Genomic DNA, 18,842 nt, shown 5'->3' with positions numbered 1-18,842 from the left:
AGGAGATAAAAAATAAATTTATTCAATAACGATCCAGGTAAATCCATCAGCCGGAATTTTTACCTCAATGGTTAATTCTGAATGCCTGTTTAATGGTAAAGTCCTGGTTTTTGCTCCTTCCACACTTACTTTGGCCTTGTTTTGAAGTCCGGTGTAATAAAGTGGAATTGTCAGGGTTTTATCCATTTTTTTATTTGTTGGATTAAATAACATAATTAGGGCTTTTTCTTTTCCATCCGGATCCACATGCATCCAACCGTCCCAATCACGGCCATCTGCTCTTCTTAACCTGATGATGTCAGCATTTAATATATTCCGATATTTTTTATACCAATCTATTACATCGATCACCATTTGTTTGGTTTCCTCAGTATCATACAGTCTTGGTCCCCTGTAACATGCCTGGATACCGGCCCCGTAATACTGCATCATGAGTTGCCGATAGTCTTCCAAATGTTCACTTAGAGGTTCGAGGACGGCATCTTTTCCCCCACCATGGTAAGCGGTAAGGGGAACAAAGCCCCAGCCCATGGATGGGGTCTTTTCCCAGGTCCCATCATAGATATTCTGCCGGTTTAGAATTTTTTGTTGCTCCCTTGGTAGGGAAAAGTTTACCTCCCTATAGCCCATCGCTATTTTATGTGTTCCATCTAAAAAATACCAATCCGGTGCATTGATGTAAATGCCACGGGCATTCATCCATTGATAAAGCTCTTTCTGCAACTGAAATTGTACCCATTGGGAATCATGAAGACCCTCATGACCGGGATGCGAAGTTGAGGCACAAACATCTCCCGGATAAGGTCCGTCATTTTCAAAGATGTCAAAACCGGTTTTTTCAAAAAAGTATTTCAGCTTTTCAAGGTAATCCAGTCCCCATTGACTACCCAAGCAAGGCGCATTTCCGAAAAAAGCGCCTCCCGGTTTACCGGTTAACCTACTGATGACATCATGCTCAGGACTGATGGTTCTGGAACTGAACAGGGAATATCCACCGATTTTTATTCCTTTATCATGGGCATAATCAGCCAAAGATTTCCACCTATTGATATTTTCATTTGAATTGTCCTCCATGTTGATATGGCTTCCGAAACTTAAAATCAAAGCCTCATAACCAGTATCTACACATTGGTCAATGGCATTTTTGACTTCCGCATCCGATTTACTGACCAAATGCATAAAAATTGGATTTTGTAATGCCCAAGGAGCTAATGCCCTGTACATTTTCCTTCTGGCCAATCCATTCCTTTCCCTGTCATAACTGTCCAACACCAATTCATAGGTTCGAATGGACTTGAAATCTTCACCTGGATTCAGTTTAATTCCAATGCCTTCCTCAGGAAATACCTCCATAATACTTGGAGTAAGCAAGTCATAATTTACCTGTGAAGTGTAGGAAGGGTCTGCTTTCCAATGGGTAGCCTGACTGCTAAGTTCGGCATGCATGGCATTATTGAAGGCAAAATTATTTTCCACATATAGTTGGTGAGGTTTTTTCATTTTCTCTGTACTCCCCACAACTGCTGATTCCTCTTCAACGACAGCCAGCATTTCATTCACAACCTGGTTGATTACAATGCTTTTACCGCTTTTATTTTCAAGGGTAAGGTATTTGCCTATTAGTGGTAAATTATCAAACAATTCATAATGTATGCTCAATAATAAATCCTCATAATTGGGATGGGTATAGTTGAAGGTCACTTTTTTTCCAGAAGCATCTTTTTTATGGCCAGTCCAAAAGGTGGTTTGGGTTGGGAAATGGGAGCTAATTTCCGAAACTATCATAGACTGGTATTGAAAATCATCAGGAGAACCTACCATATCCTTCAACCATTCTTTTTTGAAATAGGCCTTTTCGCTCTGACCGTATAATCCTCCTACTCGGTATATTTTTCCATCTAAGGTCACAGAAGCTTCCGGAATCACTGCTCTCAGAATTTGGGAACCGGTCATCAGGTTGGTGAAATCAATGCATGCTAGATTCGGTCCCATAAAAAAAGTCCTTTGAACCAAACCATTGCTCATCTGGATTTCATTATTGTCAATGATATTTATTTCGGCTTTTCTGGATTGGCCGTCAATCAACCAGTCTTCATTGGAGTCCTTGGGTAGATTGCATGAGTAAGCGAAGGCCAAAAAAAAGAGTGAAATGAGAGAATTAAAGATTTTTGAATTCCAATGCATGGTTCATTAGGGAAAGGTCTTTGGTTCTAGAATAAATATCAATTTCAAATCAGATCGGGGAATATTAAACCTAAGTTAGTTTATTAATTAATAAGGGAAAAATTGTTTAAAATAATTCCTTCTATCGGTACTGGTCTTGAATTTATCCATCTATTATTAGGTCATGTCGGTGGATGGGAATTCAAAATTATCTGATCAAAAATTGGGAACCATGTATTCTCAAATCGCTGGGGGTATGCCAAGATTTTTTCCATGGTTCTGCTCTTCCATTGAAAAAACATAGGGAAGGATTCCTTGGTTATTTTGACATCTTAACCTTCGGAAAACAGGATGAGGGAAGGCTTTTTTTCAAAGGTTTTATGATTTTTAAAAATGCCTTTCTTAATTGTTGGCACCTACAAGTATTTTGAAAACTCCAAGGCCCAATTTATTTGTTGCTAAGAGGTTCTTTTTTAATAGTGATGAAATCGTTATTTCTTTGCTAAGGCTACTTTCCCAAATGGTTGGTTAAAAAAAACCCAATTATGAATTGTAATCCTTCAGTTATCCACATACTTTAGAATAGTGGTAATTTTGCCTTTGTCCAAGTTATCCACAAAATTAAAGTACGTTTTGGTTCCACCTTAATGTGGTCCGCCTGTTTTCTTTATGAAGTGCTTCAGAGCAATTGCTATTGCGGCAATCATGTATAGGGAGGTTTTCCCCATAAAAAGAATATTCTATCCTGTTGCGATCGATACCATTTTTAATCAAATAATCCATGACGGTTTTTGCTCTAAGTTCTGACAAATATTCATTATACACATCACTGCCTCTTTGATCAGTGTGGCCTTCAATGATCAAATTCAACGTGGTATCGCTTTTCATCTGTCTAATGACCTCATCCAATTCTTTTTCCTGAACAGGTTTAAGGTTACTTCGATCAAAATCAAAAAAGATGGTTGGTAGTTCATTTGCAATTTCGGCTTTTTCTAAATCCTTCTCAAATATTTCTTCCGCTCCTGAAGATGTAAGCAAATCCGTATGAATGCCTAACTCACATGGATTATCTATTCCCTCAGGTAGTTCATATTCCATATCCTTATCCACAAAGGCTGTAAGCGTCAGTTCACTTCTTCTATTCAATTGATGATTAGATTCCGAGCATGGTTGGCCATCTCCACAATCATTGACCGGTCTCTCTTCGCCAAACCATTCCAGTTTGATCCTTTCTGGGGAAATTCCCAAGGAAGTCAAGTATTTATTTACGGAAGTTGCTCTTCTTTCACTCAATCCTTCATTGTAAGCATTTGATGCCCTTGAATCTGTATGAGAACTAACATACAATACAGTATGGGGGTTTTCCACCATTAGATTTCCGATTCTTTCAAGTGTAGGCTTTTCAGAGTCCCTGATGTTGGATTTATCAAAATCATAATAAACATTAGCGGATAACAATTTGGTCTTGTAAGGTATGGCAGCCATTTTATATCTTTTGACCAAAGTATCACCTTCGAAACCAATAGTGGTCAAAGAATCATCATTAATTTCGAAGTATCCTTTTTTGCTAATTTTGAGAGAGAATTCCCTTTCTGGGTTCAATCCCGCAATAAGAATCCCCTCTTTGGTAAGTTCCGTTTCAATAGCTTTTTCTAAGTTATCCACAATATGGGAATCAAATTCTGTGATGGGATCTCCATTACAATCTTCCACTATTACTTTCAACACTTTAAAAAGTTCTTTGAGGGTATAAATGTCATCCAATCCTTTGCCCCCTTTTCTATCAGATGAAATGAAACTCTTTCCATCGCTTGATGCAATAAAATTAAAATCATCTCTAATACTGTTATAAGGTAGACCCATGTTCCGAATGTTATCCACATTCCCATTAATGTAATCTCCCACAAAAATATCCATTCCTCCTAAGCCCATGTGACCACGTGAAGTAAAGTAAAATTTACTTCCATATACCGACGGATGGCTTTCATTGTAAGGCGTGTTTACAAGAGGTCCTAAATTAACAGGTGCAGAAAAATTAAGATTATCGTCAAACTCTGAATAATAAATATCAAACCCGCCTAAACCTCCAGGCATATCAGAGGCAAAGTAAAGCCTTTTGGATTTCTGATCCACAAAGGGATTCATGACTCCGTAATCAAGGTGCTGGTTGAATTTGAAAGGTTTGCTATCAATTATATTTCCGGATTGATCTATCTTTCCAAAATAAATACCCGCATGATTGACAAAATTTTTACGGCCTTTTATTTTTTTCTTCCCCACAAAGGCTGTGTAAAAAATCAAGTCAAGTTCAGGAGAATAATGTGGATCATTATAATGCATTGCATCCGTAAGGTCAGAGGAGACCTTTGAACTGCTACCATCTGCATTCTTTCTGTAGATTTTATAATATTCGCGTTCATTGACGCCGCTTTTTTCATTGCTAAACATTTCATTTTTAACATCAAGTCGGACAGATGGGATGGATTCCACATCCCCGATTGGTCCTCTATCGCTTGAAAAGTAAGTATTTCCATACTTATCCACAGAAATTCCAAATTCAGAAGCATCGGTATTGACTAAATCTACAGAAGACAATTCCATAGTCGAGGGCGACTCCAATATCGTCCTGATACCTTCAAGATTTAATTCTGGATAATCTGAAGACGTAAATCCGCTATCATCAAGAAGTTGGTCAATTTCATCCCATTTCCCAATTTTTATCGCAGAGTTTAAATAATTTGAATAATCCTCTTTGGTGGATTCCTCAAAACCCACTACGATTGTCCACCAGTCATAGGCATTTTCATAAGATCCGAATTTATCAAAAGTCTTGGCTAATTTAAGTGCTGTGGAATATTTGTTCCTTCTATCAAAGGCTTTTCTGTAGGATTCAGAAGCTTTTAGGTAGTTTTCCAGATCATATTGCTTATCAGCATACCTAAGCAGACGGCTTTGGGCATGGACATCTAATTTAAAAAATACTAGAAAAATTACCGATATAAGTATCAAGAAACCTCTTTTCATATTCCAATCCATCAATGACTTTAAAAAATCAGTTTTTGCGATAAATAACAAATTTTTGAAGACACTTAAATTCTTTATCCATTAGTAAACATCCATTATACAATCAAATTTGATATAGCGTATAAGTAAAATGTGGATAACTATATATTTTTGATTAAACATATTCCTTATTCATACTTCAAGGACTGTGATAAGTTGACATCAGACTTTATCCACAGACCAGTAAAAATTTCCTTTTGAATACGGATAATATTGAAATTCTGAATTCTATAAAACAGTAAATCCTATACAAAAATGGTGTTTTTTTAAATAAAACAAAATATTTTTTATTATTATTTAATTTTTGCAGAATAATAGCCTATAAAATGATTTTTTCTTATTGTAAGGTGCAAAAAATTAGTAATGGAAAATCAGTGAAAATTTTGTAGTCTTAATTTTTTCACAGCTTTTTCATCCCATTTTCCGGAATTAAACATTCAATTGGAGAATTGAAAAGATTTCCTGTTTGACAAGAAAGTTCAGTTTTAATAAAAAATTACTGTTTTATTCCCATATGCCAGAATTTTTCTTTCCAAATGGTATTTTATCGCCTTTGATAACACAACTTTTTCCACATCCTGCCCTATCTGAACCAGATCAGCAGGTGAATTATGATGTCTGACGCGGGCAACTTCCTGTTCTATAATGGGCCCTGCATCCAATTCCTCAGTTACATAATGGGCGGTGGCACCAATGATTTTGACTCCCCGCTCATAAGCAGCGTGATATGGTTTAGCGCCAACAAATGCCGGTAAAAAGGAATGATGAATGTTGATAACTTGATTAGGAAAGTGTTGTATGAACCTTTCTGACAATATTTGCATATATCTGGCCAAAACAATAAAATCCACTTTATGCTGCTTCAATAAGGCAATTTGCTCTTTTTCCACATTCTCTTTATTTGACTTATCCACAGGCAGATAATAAAATGGAATCCGGAATGAAGTAACCACTGGCTTTAAATCTAAATGGTTGGATATTACCAGAGGTATTTCTACTTCTAATTGTCCTGAATAATACCTGCTTAGAATATCAAATAGGCAATGAGATAATTTTGAGACGAAAAGTGCCATCCGAGGTTTGGGAGTATTGAAGTAAAGGTCAAACTTCATGTCCAGTAATCTTGATACTTCAATTTCAAATGTTTTCGCTATTTGTTCCTTTTTGATTGCGAAGCTTTCCAGTTCCCAAGAAGCACGCATGAAAAACATGCCGATTTCTTTATCCACATGCTGATCAATTTCCAGAATGTTCCCCTGATACTTGTACAAAAAATCAGAAACTTTGGCTACTATGCCTTTTTGGTCTTTACACTGAATAATTAAAATAGCCTTTTCCATGGTTTAGATAGTTTAAAGCATTTAAAAAAAGTTATCCACATTTTGTATGGCATATTAATCCAATAAAGCCTCGATGTCTTCTTTGTTCAAACTCTTCATAAAGCTTTCTTCGGTACTGATCAGTTCACCCGCCAATGCCATTTTTCTTTCCTGTAAGGCCATAATCTTTTCTTCAACGGTATTATGGGAAATAAACTTGTAAATGATTACTTTATTTTCCTGACCAATCCTATGGGCCCTGTCAATGGCTTGGGCTTCTACGGCAGGGTTCCACCATGGATCTAAAAGAAATACATACTCTGCTTTGGTCAGGTTGAGCCCCACCCCACCTGCTTTAAGGGAAATCAGAAATATTTTTACTTCCTCATTTTCCTGGAACAACCTTACCTGTGCTTGACGGTCTTTTGTGGTTCCATCTAAGTAAGCATATTTTAGGTTTTCTGAATCGAGGTATTCTTTGACAATGGCAAGGTGACGGACAAATTGGCTAAAAACTAATACTTTGTGTCCTTCACTTGCAGTAGCCTGAAGCATGTGGATAACATCCTCTAACTTTCCCGAATCCCCATTGTAATGTTTATCGGTCAACTTGGGGTGATTGGCAATCTGTCGTAATTGGGTAAGACCTCTCAATAGGGTAAATTGCTGATTTCTAATGCCAGGGATTGTCATTTCCTTAACAATTTTCTCCCTGTAATAGCTTTTAACCTCCTCATAGGCTTTCTCCTGTTCAGGTGTCATGGTGGAATATTTCACATTGATCACTTTCTCAGGAAGATCTGTAGCAACCTGTGATTTTAGACGTCTAAGGATAAATGGCTTAATCATGGCATGTAACTTGGCTGCTTTTTCCATGTCATTCTTTTTCTCAATGGGTTGGAGAAATTGCTTTTTGAACATGTTTTGATTACCCAATAAGCCTTTGTTGATAAAATTCATTTGGGACCAAAGATCCATGGTTCCATTTTCGACCGGCGTTCCGGTCAGGATCAATCTTTGTCTGCAGTTCAGTTCATTGACAGCTTTTGAAATTATGCTTCCTGGATTTTTTATAGCCTGAGATTCATCCAAAATAATATAATTGAAATAAAAGCCTTTTAGGATTTCCACATCCATCCTGGTGATACCATAAGAAGTGAGGACCAGGTCATACTTAGCAAAAAGCCTGTTATCCTTGATTCTTTGGGTACCAGTATAGGACAATATCCTTAGACCAGGTGTAAATTTTCTAGCTTCCAGTTCCCAGTTGTAAACCAGCGAGGTGGGCATGACTAAAAGGGATGTAGCATCAGGGTTTCTCTCTTTTTCAAAGGCCAGGAGTGCCAAGGTCTGCACAGTTTTTCCCAAGCCCATATCATCAGCAAGACAGCCTCCGAATTTATATTCGTTTAAAAATCTTAACCAATTATAGCCAGCTTTTTGGTAAGGCCTTAAATTTCCCTTGAAAATATGGGGTAACTCATAATCCTCAATTTGGCTAAAATCCCTTAGTTTTTCCAACTTCCGGCTAAGCGTCAAATGAAGTAAGTTATTTTGCTGAAGCTCCTGTGCAAGGGCTATATGGTGCTTTTGAAGAACGAGGCTTTGGGTTTTTTCCAGTTCCTGCTCCTCAAGGAATGCAAACATTTCTGAATAGTTGACAAACCAGGAATTCGGAATGATGGCAATTTCACCATTCGGTAATTCAAATTCGGTTTTGCCCTGAAGAATTAATTTCCTTAGTTTTTGAAAGGGGATTTCATAAGGTCCAAATTTGATAATGGCATGCACATCAAACCAATCAATATTCTCTCTTACTTTAACGCTTATAATCGCCCTGCCAATAAAATAATTCTTTCCCTTTCCATTGGCCGTTTGCTTGATCTCGATACCTATTTCTTCCAGTTTTTCCCTATGGGTATTAATCCACCCAAAAGCTTTGGATTTTTCCAAAGAATACCGGGAGGTCTTTACAGGCAGATCAATTTCCTTTAAATAATCCCCATAGGATTTTTCTTTTTCAATATCCCTAATTACTTTGTGAAAAATATAATTGTCTCCAATTTTTTCAAGAGCAACATTGTTTTCTCCTTTTTCTTCAGAGCGAAAGGAATAATCCCCATACCTGAACTGGAGGTCAAATACAATTTTATCTTCCTCTACTTCTTCAATCGCATTTCCAAAAAGATCCGTCTTGGGATTTGAAGGTAAATCACTTAAACATAAAACAGGTTTTGGCTGGGTTTTTTCAACTTTAATATCAAATCCTACTGCATAAACATCAAATGCTGATACCAACTGGGTCACAAATTTGGTGTAATATTGCTCTTCAACTTTCTTTGGAATGACAATGAATTTTTTATTCAAAAATGGCTGTAACTTTTTACCATCTACCCCTTTTTTGAAATTATACAGTTTGTAATCCACCACCAACCATGCAGGTTCATAGCATATTAAGTATGCGTTTTTATACTGCCATTCTAGCTTTTCACCCTGGTATTTGATGGTAGGAAAATAGTGGGTATTGTCCTCATTTCTTCTGAAGTGGAATAAGACAGAGGCTTTTTCCGGCATAATTTCAATCTCTCTCCAAATAGGATTACCATCATTGCCCATTTCAAAAAGCCTTTTCCCTTTTAAATGATCCAGGATTTTTGCCCTTAATCCTTCAAGTTTTAACTCTATGAGCTCTTGGACTGCCTTATTTTCTGTTTTCGGGTCATAAATCTTTCTTAAAAAATCTTTCGGCTTCAGTTTTTTATGATTGAATTTTTTTACCACTGATTCCTGCTGCATTTCATCCATCCATTTGATCAGTTTATAATCCGTATCATCCAATCCAACCGCAAATTCAGGGGCATTAATCGAAGAAATATTTTGGTGGGCAAAGGATAGCCGTCCCTTTTCATCCAATTGAACTACAAAAGATTCAAACAATAACCCAAGGAATTCATGACTGAATAAAGAGTAAACAATTTCAAAAGGTTTCTCCGCGGATACTTTCATAGTAATAAACACAATCAACGGAACGATTCCGTGGATCAAAAGCTTTTTTCCTAATTAAACTAGTTCGAAAATTAAACAAATTATTATGATTTCAAAAGACAAAAAGACTATTAGTTAATATTACTTTGGGTTTAGAATTCACTAAAAGAAGGCTTTTCTTTCCTTGTGCTACCAAAACCCAAAGATGTTTTTTCTTAAGTAATGAAAATCACACAATTTTTAAGATTGAATCCATTAAATTTGGGATTGATTTGGATAAAAAAATTTGATCATTCCAATAACTTAATTTTAAAAAAGGAGTACATTTCGTGTGTTTTAAGTCTTAATGAAAGAATCACGGCCAATAAAATATAACCCATTGCTTCACACCAGATTGGTCCTGATGGTTTTTTCCTTTTTTATTTTTTTCACTTTAGTTCAGCGCGAATTTTCCCATGTTCACAAAGCAATAGGATTTGAAGACCAGGAAGGTCTAGATATGGCTTTTATTGATGTGGCAAAGGCCACTGAACATCCAATTTCACATCATGATGCCCTGAAATGGGAAAATGAAGAGAAAGAGGAAAATGTCGAAAGCTTGAATTTTAAATATGTTAATTTTCAACATATAGGTAATTCCTATTTATCGGACATACTTCAAAGTTCAGTTTCACAGATCAAGACCTTGGAAGTCTATTCCAGTCCCGGAGGAGTCCCCAAGTATATTCTTTTTCATAGTTTAAAGGTTCATCATTCCTGATTTCTATTGTTTTCCCAGGAATCAGTTGCAGTGAATTCCTTAATATTCTCCTTAATTAATTAAACTCAACAAAATAGTTCTATGGCGCATTCCGTGTCATTTGATCTGGATCATGTATTACATGACCTAGGTCATTATCTTCCGGCGCAAAGTCCTTTGAAGGACTTTGTCCACCACAACACCTTACACGCTTTCCAAAATTTGTCATTCCATGAAGCGCTTCAGAAAGCTTCGGAGAACTTTGGCTATAAAGTTTATTGGGATATTGAGAAATACCGGGAGCTTTATCACAGGGGAAAAATTAGTCTTGAAATAATTGACAGGGTAATTACAGAACATAAAGGCCCTGACAATCTTCCTTATTGGAGGGATTTGATTTTACACGCTTCAAATCAGGATTTTCCCGAACCTAAAGTGGGTCAACTCAGGAAAATTTGGAAAAAAGCTTACAATCTTAACTTGGATAAAGAAGTCCATCAGACATTATTCCGTTTGGTGAGTGCTTACCTGGACCAGGGTATATCCATCTGGAAGTTCCCTTTGGAAGCCAAAGGATTGATAGCCGGAATCAGGACATTGGAAAAAAACAGCTTCAGTACCTTTGTCAAAAGTGATAGGGCAAGAACTCTGCTTTTTAATACCCATACAAAAATTGAGGATTTACTTCAATTACTTGTAGGAGTTAAAGAAAGATATGCCCAATATTTATTCGATCAACAATTTGCCCATCCTGGTTGGTCAGGTATGGTAGCAGTATTGGAAAACCAGGAGCATTCCTTATTGGATAAAAGGAAAGTTTCATTGCATGATTTGATTTTTCTGGAATGTATACTCGAAATAGATGCATTGGACAGAAGAAGAGGTGAAAAATGGAAAGCACTTGGCGAATACATTCCTTCCACGCTTCCGGGGATTTTAGAGTCCCCCAAATACTCCGAATGGTTTGAAATCCACAAAATTTGGCAGGAATCGTTGGAATGGACCTATTATGACCAGGTAATTAAAGGCCTTCAGTTAAGCCATCCAAAAGACTTTAAAGTTGACAATATATCTTTCCAGGCCATATTTTGTATCGATGACAGATCCTGCTCTATCAGGAGATATGTAGAAAGATTTGCTCCTGATGCCCAGACATTTGGCACCGCTGGTTTCTTTAATCTTCCTTTTTATTTCCAACCCGAACATGGCAAATTTATGACCAAGGTATGTCCTGCACCTGTGACACCAGCCCATGTTATCAAAGAAACAGAATCCAGAATAAGGCATACTAAGGATGTCCACTTCAGTAAGCACTCCAAAGGGATTTTTGGTGGCTGGGCAATCAGTCAGACAATGGGTTTCTGGTCAGCAATAAAAATGGCAAAAAGTATTTTTCTTCCTTCAGAAACACCAGCAATGGTATCATCCTTTAAGCATATGGATCCTAATGGAAAACTGAGCATTGTCTGCAAAAACCCTGAACATAAACATCATGGGCTTCAAGTTGGCTTCACAGTGGAAGAAATGGGCAATGCCCTGGAAGGATTACTCAAAAGTATAGGTTTGATCAATGAATTTGCCCCTTTGGTTTATTTCATAGGACACGGAGCCAGTTCTGTCAATAATACCCATTACGCAGGATATGATTGCGGTGCCTGCAGTGGGCGCTCCGGGTCAGTCAATGCCCGTGTTGCCGCTTCCATCGGAAATAACCCTGAAGTCAGACAAATTTTAGCTGATAAAGGGCTGGTAATTCCGGATCAAACCCAGTTTGTGGGTGGATTACATGATACTACAAGGGATGAAATGGAATTTTATGATCTGGATGAATTATCCGAAACTAACAGGTTGTTACACGAGAGAAATCTCCAGACTTTTGAGATTGCCCTGGATTATAATGCCAAAGAAAGGTCCAGAAGATTTCATACCATTGATTCCAAACAAGAAGCGAAAAAAGTACATGAACAGGTAAAATTAAGGGCTTTGTCCTTGTTTGTTACGAGACCTGAATGGAATCATGCTACCAACGCACTCTGTGTTGTGGGGAAAAGGGAAAACAACCGCCATCTTTTTCTTGACAAAAGGGCCTTCTTAAATTCATATGACCATATCATAGACCCCGAAGGCAAATACCTTTTTGGAATTCTGAAGGCTGTAGCACCCGTTTGTGGAGGAATCAACTTGGAATATTATTTTTCCAAAGTCGATAATGATATGCTGGGAGCAGGTACTAAACTTCCCCATAATGTCATCGGTCTGATCGGAGTGGCCAATGGCATGGATGGTGATTTGAGGACCGGGCTTCCTCTTCAAATGGTCAATATACACGATCCTCTAAGGATTTTAATTACAGTAGAGCATTACCCAGAAATCATCCTGGATACCATACAGACCCATGAGCCAACCTATGAATGGTTTGTCAATGATTGGGTGAAACTGGTTTGTATCCATCCGGAAACCAAAAATGCATTTGTTTTCAAAGGGGGTGAGTTTGTAGCGTATCATCCCAAGACCCAGCATATTGAAGCTGTTCAAAATCTAGATGCTGTTCTGGAATCCACTGCTGAAAACCTTCCTGTTTACGTGATCGCATAAGCCATGGACAATCAAATCATCATCAGTTCATTTGTGCTTTTGCCATTATTGGCATTTGCTATCTCCATTCTGTTACCAGATAACAATGAAAAAAGTTTTTCCAGATTGGCCTTTGGAACGGTAAGTATTTTATTCCTTGGTATCACCACATATATTGTCTTTTGGATAATTGGTGGAATGATTCCGGTAAATATCCGGGAATTGGAAATTTACAATAATGGAAACTACCAGTTTTTGCTGGATTTCTATTTTGATAATGTCACAGCAGTTTACCTTTGGGTTGGTGCATTTGTAACCTTTCTGATTACGCGGTACAGTCGCTTTTACATGCATATGGAGCAAGGTTATAAGCGGTTTTTCAATACGCTTCTTTTCTTCTACCTGGCATATAATCTTACCGTCCTTGCCGGAAATTTTGAAACCTTGTTTTTGGGTTGGGAAATGCTGGGCATTTCTTCATTCCTATTAATTGCTTTCTATAGAGACAGGTATTTACCGGTAAGAAATGCGGTTAAGGTTTTTACCATTTACCGGATAGGGGATATCGGTATCATCCTTGCAATGTGGGCAAGCCATCACCTGTGGCATGAGAACATTACCTTTATCAAATTATTGGATGAAGAATTGGTTTCTGAACATCTGGCCACGCACGGGGGAATAGGCCTGTTTATTGCAGTCAGTCTGTTAATTGCTGCTGCTGCAAAATCGGCACAGTTGCCCTTCTCATCCTGGCTTCCGAGAGCAATGGAAGGGCCTACTCCATCCAGTGCCATCTTCTATGGTTCACTCTCAGTGCATTTTGGTGTTTTTCTTCTGCTGAGGACTTATCCTTTTTGGGAGCATCAACTTACAGCAAGGATACTTATCGGGGTCTTGGGCCTTTTGACCACACTTATTGCTTATCCCATTGCCAGGGTCCAGTCCACCATCAAAACACAGATTGCTTATGCTTCCATCGCCCAAATAGGCATTATGTTTATTGAAGTGGCGCTTGGCCTTGAAGTTTTGGCACTAATACACTTTACAGGAAATGCCTTCCTAAGAACTTATCAATTGTTGGTGTCACCATCTGTGGTGGCCTATATGATTCGGGACCAGTTTTACCATTTTAAGCCTAAAAAAATTACCCTGGAAGATACCTTTCCCAAAAGATTGGAATACAGCCTTTACCTTTTATCCATTAAAGAGTGGAATTTGGACCTTATCTTGAATAGGTGGGTGTTTCATCCTATTAAAAAATTAGGACGAAAACTAGATTTTCTAACCCCAAGGAACCTTTTGTTGTATTTTCTTCCTCTTTATGCTATAGGGCTTATCCTTTACTTCAATCAGGAATGGATAGCTGATTGGGCAAGGATTTATGTGCCAGGATTTTTTGGCTTTTTGGGAATGCTGATGGTTTTTAAAGCATTTTCTGAGCGGAACTATCCCAGGTTAGCATTTATGCTGGTCATGGCCAACCACTTTTGGATTGGATTGGCTGTATCCTTTAATGAAAGTTTTGATTATAGCCAAACCCTGATTTACCTCAGTGGTGTAGTAGTGGCGGGTGCCATTGGTTATTGGGCTTTGGATACCTTAAGAAAGAAGGAAGCAGGTTTTTTTGATTTGAACCAATATTATGGTCATGTCTTTGAACATCCAAAACTTGCTTTGATATTTCTGTTGGCTGCGTTGGGTGTGATGGGATTCCCAATCAGCCCAACATTTATAGGAGTGGACCTTATTTTCAGCCATATCCATGAGGACCAATATCTTCTGGCTTCTTTTGATGCCATTAGCTTCATATTTGGGGGCATTGCCCTTATCCGGATCTATGCGAGACTTTTTCTTGGTCCGCATATTAAAAATTACCATACAAAAGCTTTAAAATCTTCTTAATCATTTAAGATTTATGAAAAACAATAAAATTGAAGTTCCCTTGTCAGGAATGGCAGGACTTCGTCAAAATTGGAAATCCGATCTGGTATCTGGATTTCTGGTATTCCTAATTGCTTTACCCTTGTGTTTGGGAATCTCTATGGCTTCTGGCTTTCCACCTGTAGCGGGAATTTTTACAGCTATTATTGGTGGTTTAGTGGTGACATTTTTGGGCGGCTCAATAATGACTATAAAAGGACCTGCCGCAGGATTGATCATCATCGCCTTGGGTGCAGTCACAGAGCTTGGGCAGGGAGATCCTATGCTGGGTTATAAATTGACTTTGGCAGTAATAGTTGTTGCTGGTATTCTTCAGGTGATTTTCGGTTTGGTAAAATCCGGTATCCTGGCAGATTTCTTTCCTTCAGCTGCAGTTCATGGTATGTTGGCAGCTATAGGTATCATTATTATCGCCAAGCAGCTGTTTACCATGATCGGTGTCAAGCCAGAGGCCAATGAAACTTTGGAACTCTTTGCTGAACTGCCGCATGCCTTTAAAGAAATCAACCCGGAAATTGCCATTATTGGCGGAATCAGTCTTTTGATTATGTTTTTGTTTCCCTTGTTCAAAAACAAGTATCTCAAAAAACTTCCTGCTCCATTGATTGTAATTTTAGTGGCCATTCCCCTTGGGATCTATTTCGACCTAGAACATGAACACAAGTACCTTTTTCTTGATGGTCATGAATATACCCTAGGCCCTAAATTTTTGGTGACTTTGCCGGAAAATTTGATGAGTGCCATTACTTTTCCTGATTTTTCCCAAGTATTTTCCATGACATCCATCAAATATATCATCATGTTTTCCCTGGTTGGTAGTCTTGAATCACTGTTAAGCGCAAAAGCCATTGACAGCCTTGACCCTTACAAAAGAAAATCCAATATGAACAAAGACCTTGTTGGGGTAGGTATAGGAAATACCTTGGCAGGTTTTATCGGTGGGCTTCCTATGATTTCGGAAATAGTCCGAAGTTCCGCCAACATCAATAATGGTGGAAAAACGGCTTGGTCCAATTTCTTTCATGGAGCTTTCCTATTGGTCTTTGTGGCCTTTTTTCCTCTCTTAATTCATCAAATTCCTTTGGCGGCATTGGCTGCTATGCTGGTATATACCGGATTCAGATTGGCCTCACCCAAAGAATTTTACAATACCTATAAAATTGGGACCGAGCAGTTGGTTATATTTTTGGTTACCATTTTATTTACCCTGGCTACTGATTTATTGGTCGGTATCGCTTTGGGTATTTTAACCAAAATGATTATCCATCTTGCCAATGGACTTCCATTGAAATATTTATTCAAACCTTTGTTTACTGTTGTGGAAAATCAGGAAAAAGGAGAGTATACCGTAGATGTGTTCCATTCTGCAGTTTTCAGCAATTATATCAAGTTGAAAAAATCCCTGGATGCATTGCCTAAAGGAAAAACCATAAGGATTGATTTTTCCAAAGCCAATTTGGTAGATCATACTGTCATGGAAAACCTCCACCACTATCAGCATGACTATGAACACCAAGGAGGAAAATTTTATCTGGAGGGTATGAGTCACCTACAAAAGAAATCCGATCATCACCTGTCAAGTAGGAAAGCTCTGAAAAGGATATAATTAAAAATGGCCCCAAATAGGGGTCATTTTTTCTTTATTTCATCTTGACTATGAGGTAAACAGCAACGCCAATGACAACAATCCCACTTATCATAAACACATATTCCGGACCAAAACTATACCAAATCAATCCAGCCAGAGAACTGGCCATCAAGGCTCCGATACTTTGGAATGCAGTATAGGTACCTATTGCAGTGGCCGTATCTTTTGGAAGGCTTATATTGGTTATCCAGGCTTTGGCTACTCCCTCTGTGGCTGCTGAGAACAAACCGTACAAGATAAACAAAGCGACAAACATCCAGAGTTGGTCAGCATAGGCCATACCCAAATACACCCCTGCAAAGACGAATAAACCAAAAACAAAGATCCTTTTCATTCCCCATTTGTCCGCAAATGAGCCCATTGGATAAGCAAAGAGGGCATAGACCAAATTGAAAAAAATATACATGCCAATCACATACGTATCTCCAAGTCCAGCGTCTTTAAGCTTCAGTAACAAAAAAACATCTGAACTATTGAAAAAAGTAAATATTAATAATGGTAAAACTAATTTCCTGTAGTCTATAGGGCTTTGCTTCCAATATTTTATAAAGTCTAAGAATTTTGTTTTTGAAATTGCCTGAGGTTTTTCTTTTCTTTTTTCCTTAATAAAAAATGTAAAGCCAATGGCCAATACACCTGGAAGAAAAGCCAATAAGAAAAGCATTTTGTAATCCTCTGGACGGTAAGCCAGATAGACCATTGCCAACATGGGGCCCACCACTGCCCCCATGGTGTCCATGGAGCGGTGAAAGCCAAATATCCGTCCTTTTGTGGCTGCTGTGGCTTCATCGGACAACAATGCATCTCTGGCACCGGTCCTAACCCCTTTTCCCAATCTCTCCAATGTCCTGGCGAAAAATATCCAGAGCGGAAATACATAAGCCACCAACAAAGGTTTGGAAATGGCACTTAAGGCATATCCAAACTGTACAAATGGCAATCGCTTCCCTTGGTTGTCGCTCAGTTTTCCAAAATATCCTTTGCTCAATCCTGCTGTCGCTTCGGCGAATCCTTCCAACACACCAATTAAAAGCACAGAAAAACTGATGCTGCTTAGGTAAATCGGCATGACAGGGTAAAGCATTTCGCTGGCCACGTCAGTAAAGAAACTGACCAAGGAAAGAATGATGACATTTCGGGAGAGGAGATTGGACTTCATTTTTCTTACTTATTTCTTCTCTGCCGAGCTTTCCATATTCTTTAAAAAATCTAATTTAGATTTTTTTCAAATTATTTTGCAAATGACCATTTGGAATTATACTGAAGTCTATTTTATCAATTGAAAACCTCCTTTTGAAAGGAATTTTGTGCCTGCTGCAAAGTCATTTTCAGATTTGATTTCTACCATACTATCATCCTGTAATCCAATATCGACCTTAGTCTTTTTTAAGTAATAAAGATCATTTTCTTGTTTTGTCAATACAAGTACATAATTCACATCATTGGCATTGATTACCGCGGTCACAGGTAAGGCTGTTTTTTTGTTGCTTTTGACGCCTATTTTTGCCTCGATAAACATGCCGGGCACCAGTAGATTTCCCTCTTTTTCATCATCCAGATGAACATGTATGTTGAGCATGCGTCTTTCGTTGATAGATTGTCCAATCAGAAAAATCTTGCCCATAAACTCCCTGCTTTTATTGTCAGGTAAGTAAAAAGTGACCTGCTGTCCTATTTCCAAGGCGATGGCATCCTGCTCAAAAACATTCAGCTCAATATGCAGGTGGTCTTTATTAATGATCGTCAATGCGATATCCGAGGCATTGAGGTAGGTACCTTGATTTACTTTTATGGATTCTATGTAACCTGAAATGGGGGCATAGATATTCGCCCTGGAAGTGATTTTAGTTGGGTCAAGTTCATTGGTGGAAATATTGACCAGTTGGAGTTTTTTGCGCAGACTTTCTGTTATTGCCAAGGTGCTTTTGTAATCGGACTCAGCTTTGGCAAAACTTTTTTGGGAAGAAATATTTTCTGCTATCAGGGTTTTTTGACGTTCATAGTCCGATTTGAGGTAGCTCAGTTGGCTCATAGCATCCAAATAGTCCTGTTGCATCTGGACAAATTCAGGGTTTTCTATGGTAAAGAGCACCTGTCCTTTTTGAATTTTTTGACCCACTAATAAATCAAAGCGGATGATATTTCCTCCAAAATAAGAACTGACATCAAAGCGTCCCTCAGCAGGAATATTGACCATCCCATTTGTCAGGATAAAATCTGAAAAGACATGTTCCCTCAGTGGATCAAAAGCCATTTGGGCTTTATCGAACTGATCTTGGGTGATGATGATTTCGCTGGAATCCCTTTCCTCAGGTATTTCAATGGCTTGGTCTTTACCTGTTCCGCATGAAGCAAATATGGCAGAGGGAAGTGCCAAAAGAAGGGTAATATGTGAGTAATTTTTCATTGT

At 38.2% G+C, this 18,842-nt stretch carries 10 protein-coding genes; 4 read left to right on the top strand and 6 right to left on the bottom strand.

From position 1 onward, the window contains the following. Positions 1–18 precede the first annotated feature (18 nt). The 4 genes from ACFSKV_RS19540 to ACFSKV_RS19525 form a co-directional block, all read right to left on the bottom strand. Positions 19–2,184: an alpha-galactosidase gene (locus tag ACFSKV_RS19540; protein ID WP_380806753.1), complete on the bottom strand. Its 2,166-nt coding sequence runs from the start codon at positions 2,182–2,184 to the stop codon at positions 19–21. A 600-nt stretch (positions 2,185–2,784) separates the two neighbouring features. Beyond that, positions 2,785–5,187 (bottom strand): OmpA family protein, encoded by a 2,403-nt coding sequence (locus ACFSKV_RS19535; protein WP_380806750.1) that lies wholly within the window; start codon positions 5,185–5,187, stop codon positions 2,785–2,787. A gap of 524 nt (positions 5,188–5,711) precedes the next feature. After that, positions 5,712–6,566: a formyltetrahydrofolate deformylase gene (gene purU / locus ACFSKV_RS19530; RefSeq protein WP_380806747.1), complete on the bottom strand. Its 855-nt coding sequence runs from the start codon at positions 6,564–6,566 to the stop codon at positions 5,712–5,714. Positions 6,567–6,620: 54 nt separating this feature from the next. Next, positions 6,621–9,551 carry a DEAD/DEAH box helicase gene (locus tag ACFSKV_RS19525; RefSeq protein ID WP_380806744.1) on the bottom strand — a complete coding sequence of 977 codons (2,931 nt, stop codon included), beginning with the start codon at positions 9,549–9,551 and terminating at the stop codon, positions 6,621–6,623. A gap of 325 nt (positions 9,552–9,876) precedes the next feature. Here ACFSKV_RS19525 and ACFSKV_RS19520 point away from each other — a divergent pair, with 325 nt between their 5' ends. The 4 genes from ACFSKV_RS19520 to ACFSKV_RS19505 all read left to right on the top strand — a co-directional run bounded on the left by ACFSKV_RS19520 (position 9,877) and on the right by ACFSKV_RS19505 (position 16,390). Then, positions 9,877–10,290, top strand: coding sequence for a hypothetical protein (locus ACFSKV_RS19520; RefSeq protein WP_380806741.1), 414 nt, complete (start codon positions 9,877–9,879; stop codon positions 10,288–10,290). 81 nt (positions 10,291–10,371) lie between these two features. Next, positions 10,372–12,864 carry a YbcC family protein gene (locus tag ACFSKV_RS19515; protein WP_380806739.1) on the top strand — a complete coding sequence of 831 codons (2,493 nt, stop codon included), beginning with the start codon at positions 10,372–10,374 and terminating at the stop codon, positions 12,862–12,864. A gap of 3 nt (positions 12,865–12,867) precedes the next feature. After that, positions 12,868–14,745: a proton-conducting transporter transmembrane domain-containing protein gene (locus ACFSKV_RS19510; RefSeq protein WP_380806736.1), complete on the top strand. Its 1,878-nt coding sequence runs from the start codon at positions 12,868–12,870 to the stop codon at positions 14,743–14,745. A 13-nt stretch (positions 14,746–14,758) separates the two neighbouring features. Continuing rightward, a complete protein-coding gene (locus ACFSKV_RS19505; RefSeq protein WP_380806733.1) occupies positions 14,759–16,390 on the top strand; it encodes a SulP family inorganic anion transporter in 1,632 nt (543 codons plus the stop codon). Between the two features lie 34 nt (positions 16,391–16,424). On the opposite strand, the gene ACFSKV_RS19500 is transcribed toward ACFSKV_RS19505, so the two are convergent. Together ACFSKV_RS19500 and ACFSKV_RS19495 are read right to left on the bottom strand one after the other, a co-directional pair. Further along, positions 16,425–17,591, bottom strand: coding sequence for an MFS transporter (locus tag ACFSKV_RS19500; RefSeq protein ID WP_380806731.1), 1,167 nt, complete (start codon positions 17,589–17,591; stop codon positions 16,425–16,427). Between the two features lie 108 nt (positions 17,592–17,699). Further along, positions 17,700–18,839 carry an efflux RND transporter periplasmic adaptor subunit gene (locus ACFSKV_RS19495; RefSeq protein ID WP_380806729.1) on the bottom strand — a complete coding sequence of 380 codons (1,140 nt, stop codon included), beginning with the start codon at positions 18,837–18,839 and terminating at the stop codon, positions 17,700–17,702. Positions 18,840–18,842 lie beyond the last annotated feature (3 nt).

Source organism: Shivajiella indica, from assembly GCF_042683085.1.
GTDB classification, from domain to species: Bacteria; Bacteroidota; Bacteroidia; order Cytophagales; family Cyclobacteriaceae; genus Shivajiella; species Shivajiella indica.
This window is presented reverse-complemented; position numbering and strand designations above follow the sequence as displayed.

Coding starts and splice junctions, on each gene's coding strand:
- ACFSKV_RS19540 (WP_380806753.1), bottom strand. CDS start 2,184: ATGCATTGGAATTCAAAAATCTTTAATTCTCTCATTTCACTCTTTTTT.
- ACFSKV_RS19535 (WP_380806750.1), bottom strand. CDS start 5,187: ATGAAAAGAGGTTTCTTGATACTTATATCGGTAATTTTTCTAGTATTT.
- purU (WP_380806747.1), bottom strand. CDS start 6,566: ATGGAAAAGGCTATTTTAATTATTCAGTGTAAAGACCAAAAAGGCATA.
- ACFSKV_RS19525 (WP_380806744.1), bottom strand. CDS start 9,551: ATGAAAGTATCCGCGGAGAAACCTTTTGAAATTGTTTACTCTTTATTC.
- ACFSKV_RS19520 (WP_380806741.1), top strand. CDS start 9,877: ATGAAAGAATCACGGCCAATAAAATATAACCCATTGCTTCACACCAGA.
- ACFSKV_RS19515 (WP_380806739.1), top strand. CDS start 10,372: ATGGCGCATTCCGTGTCATTTGATCTGGATCATGTATTACATGACCTA.
- ACFSKV_RS19510 (WP_380806736.1), top strand. CDS start 12,868: ATGGACAATCAAATCATCATCAGTTCATTTGTGCTTTTGCCATTATTG.
- ACFSKV_RS19505 (WP_380806733.1), top strand. CDS start 14,759: ATGAAAAACAATAAAATTGAAGTTCCCTTGTCAGGAATGGCAGGACTT.
- ACFSKV_RS19500 (WP_380806731.1), bottom strand. CDS start 17,591: ATGAAGTCCAATCTCCTCTCCCGAAATGTCATCATTCTTTCCTTGGTC.
- ACFSKV_RS19495 (WP_380806729.1), bottom strand. CDS start 18,839: ATGAAAAATTACTCACATATTACCCTTCTTTTGGCACTTCCCTCTGCC.